This window comes from Actinomycetota bacterium (assembly GCA_009923495.1).
Classification (GTDB): Bacteria; Actinomycetota; Actinomycetes; order S36-B12; family UBA5976; genus UBA5976.
The window spans coordinates 1-2,251 of sequence record RFTJ01000040.1; the positions used below are offsets into that span (position 1 = coordinate 1).

Annotated in this window: 7 protein-coding genes; 5 read left to right on the forward strand and 2 right to left on the reverse strand. The window is 51.4% G+C overall.

Going from position 1 to position 2,251, the window contains the following annotated elements; translation table 11 throughout:
- Together EBS36_07280 and EBS36_07285 are read right to left on the reverse strand one after the other, a co-directional pair.
- Nucleotides 1-435 (reverse strand): DNA cytosine methyltransferase (locus EBS36_07280; GenBank protein ID NBU32949.1); only part of this gene is annotated, 435 nt, incomplete at its 3' end.
- On the reverse strand, nt 432-644 hold the full coding sequence (locus EBS36_07285) for a hypothetical protein (protein NBU32950.1): 213 nt from the start codon (nt 642-644) through the stop codon (nt 432-434). The genes EBS36_07280 and EBS36_07285, both read right to left, overlap by 4 nt.
- A gap of 187 nt (nt 645-831) precedes the next feature.
- Here EBS36_07285 and EBS36_07290 point away from each other — a divergent pair, with 187 nt between their 5' ends.
- The 5 genes from EBS36_07290 to EBS36_07310 all read left to right on the forward strand — a co-directional run bounded on the left by EBS36_07290 (nt 832) and on the right by EBS36_07310 (nt 2,200).
- Nucleotides 832-1,092: a hypothetical protein gene (locus EBS36_07290; protein ID NBU32951.1), complete on the forward strand. Its 261-nt coding sequence runs from the start codon at nt 832-834 to the stop codon at nt 1,090-1,092.
- 125 nt (nt 1,093-1,217) lie between these two features.
- A complete protein-coding gene (locus EBS36_07295; protein ID NBU32952.1) occupies nt 1,218-1,406 on the forward strand; it encodes a hypothetical protein in 189 nt (62 codons plus the stop codon).
- Complete coding sequence (locus tag EBS36_07300) at nt 1,403-1,636, forward strand: hypothetical protein (protein NBU32953.1); 234 nt, start codon at nt 1,403-1,405, stop codon at nt 1,634-1,636. The genes EBS36_07295 and EBS36_07300 overlap by 4 nt, the downstream gene beginning before the upstream one ends.
- Nucleotides 1,633-1,893, forward strand: a complete 261-nt coding sequence (locus tag EBS36_07305) for a hypothetical protein (protein NBU32954.1) — start codon at nt 1,633-1,635, stop codon at nt 1,891-1,893. Before EBS36_07300 ends, EBS36_07305 begins: the two co-directional genes overlap by 4 nt.
- Before the next feature lie 4 nt (nt 1,894-1,897).
- Entirely contained in the window at nt 1,898-2,200 is a 303-nt protein-coding gene (locus tag EBS36_07310; protein NBU32955.1) for a hypothetical protein, read from the forward strand.
- The last annotated feature ends 51 nt before the right edge of the window (nt 2,201-2,251 follow it).

Below are 2,251 nucleotides of genomic sequence, written 5' to 3' on the forward strand. Positions count from 1 at the left end.
AGCGTCAAGAATTCGGTATGCGAACCCATACCCGCATTCGCCCATCCCTCGAAGTAATGAGGCAAAGTCGAGTCCTCCGTTACTGGATAACACGCCGGGGACGTTCTCCCAAACCAACCATTTGGGCCTAAACTTTGTAGCAATGGCAAGATAGGTAAGCATGAGGTTGCCACGTGGGTCATCCAATCCTTTTCGGAGTCCGGCGACACTGAATGATTGGCAGGGAGTTCCTCCGACGAGAACATCAACATTTGAGACATTTGTCCACTCCTTAAATTTGGTCATATCGCCCACATTAGGCACATTTGGATAGTGGTGCGCCAGAACCTGAGACGGAAATTTTTCGATCTCTGAATAAGCGGCGGCTTTCCAACCCAATGGATGCCATGCAACTGTTGCCGCCTCAATGCCAGAGCAAACAGATAAATATCTCATGCCTCCACCAACTCTGGCCATATAGACTTCCAACTGCCCTGGCACAGCATCTTGCGAGTGATCTTGCCCCCACTCTCTTGCTCTATGCGCACAGCCTCCCAGGCAGACATCTCTCGACGCCCACTCAGGCACTGGTATAGGTACTGTTCATTCATGCCGACTTTTTCTGCCAGTGCTCGGCGCTCATCTGGTGCGATTTGTGTGTTCATAGGGCACTGAGTCTAGCACCGTGCTCTAACGCCTAGAGGTAAGTGGTAACCCTATTAGGGTTTAAAGATCAAAAATAATCTAGCGGTATGCTTGTTTGGTCTAGTTTTTTGCTAGAATTCTGGTCATGGGCAGGGAAATAGGTTCTCTGACCATCACGCCAATTACGGCCAACCAGGAGTAAATGAAATGACAAACGCAACCCAAGCCAGCCGCAACGAATCCATGTACGGCTTTGCAGATATTGACTCTTACATTGAGTCAGTCAAAGATTCCATCACTTACAAATTCACCGGCGCCAACATGGTGGTCGCCGGCCTGATGTCAGACGCTCAAGAACTGATGTCAGTTGGCGACACCGAACGCGCTTGCCAAACCCTCAATGTCGCCAAGGCCGTCTTGTTCCAGATTATGGACGGCAACCTCATTGGCACCGTTGAGCGTAAGTAAACCAACCGGGGCCACGGCCCCGCACAACTCCGAAAGCAAAACATGAAACAAAAACTCCTTGACATCTTTACCGCCACCGCCATTGGTGTTGGCCTGGCTGCGTTGTTGGTCGCATGGTGGTCATCATGAACGCATTCCCCAACCCCCATTTGACCGATCAGCTTGGCATGTCGTTAACAGACTACATGGCTGCTAAAGCTATGCAAGCCTTTTTGTCAGATCCCGAATGGCGGCAAGAAATGGATTTAAATGAAACTGCTTTTGCTGCATACAGAATGGCAGACGCAATGCTGAAAGCAAGGGGACAAGCATGACCGACCTTCAAGATTTCTGCCAAGAGCCGCGCACCATGGAAGAACTGGTTAACGCTGGCTTTACCCTGCACCAGGTTTACAACGCCGTCAGGCGCCGTGAACTGTGCAACACCAAGGCAACAGACGACTGGGGCCGCAAGCTCCGCGGCAAGGGTCTGTACCTGTCCACCGTCACCCCCATTCCCTACAACGCTGCTGCACTGGTGGCAGCTTGGAGCACACAACCATGAGCATTTCACCGCCCTGCCCCGAGGGGTTGCTTGAGGTCAACCTTGACTGTGAAGGTGTTGAGCTAACCTGTTTTTTTGATTACATCCCAGCAGAGTTTGGGTCAACCGACTCCATGGGCTTGCTCTATGAGCCTGACCGAGTTGCAGAATGTGTGCTTGTTAACGCTTACGTCGGTGACGTTGACATTGGCCATCTGCTTTTGCAATATCTGATAGACGAGCTTGAAGCCGCCGCCCTCAAATACACAAAGGAGTAAATAAATGACTGCTTTACCCGCTAAGTATTTTGCGTTCCCGCCTTACCGCGCCGAAAGCCTAGGTGGCGATAAAGGTTGGTGGGGCGTGATGAACCGCAATGACTTAAACGTGCTGACGTTTCCGGCCAAGCCTGGCGCGGTGGTGACAGACGAACAGCACGCAAAGCAAATTGCCGCTGAGTGGAACGAAACAAAAGAGTTTGTGTACCCGCCAAGCACTTACGTGCCACCCATCACCATGCGCATGACCGATGCAGAAATGTCAACGTATGTCCAAAGTCGAGTTTACAAAGGAGCAATGAAATGACGATTACCGAATTAACCGCCGCCCTCAAAGTGGCCAAGGCCGCTGAAGACG

What these genes read in the sequence shown, in the direction of transcription:
- EBS36_07290 (NBU32951.1), top strand. Translation starts at nt 832, where the DNA reads ATGACAAACGCAACCCAAGCCAGCCGCAACGAATCCATGTACGGCTTT.
- EBS36_07295 (NBU32952.1), top strand. Translation starts at nt 1,218, where the DNA reads ATGAACGCATTCCCCAACCCCCATTTGACCGATCAGCTTGGCATGTCG.
- EBS36_07305 (NBU32954.1), top strand. Translation starts at nt 1,633, where the DNA reads ATGAGCATTTCACCGCCCTGCCCCGAGGGGTTGCTTGAGGTCAACCTT.
- EBS36_07285 (NBU32950.1), bottom strand. Translation starts at nt 644, where the DNA reads ATGAACACACAAATCGCACCAGATGAGCGCCGAGCACTGGCAGAAAAA.
- EBS36_07310 (NBU32955.1), top strand. Translation starts at nt 1,898, where the DNA reads ATGACTGCTTTACCCGCTAAGTATTTTGCGTTCCCGCCTTACCGCGCC.
- EBS36_07300 (NBU32953.1), top strand. Translation starts at nt 1,403, where the DNA reads ATGACCGACCTTCAAGATTTCTGCCAAGAGCCGCGCACCATGGAAGAA.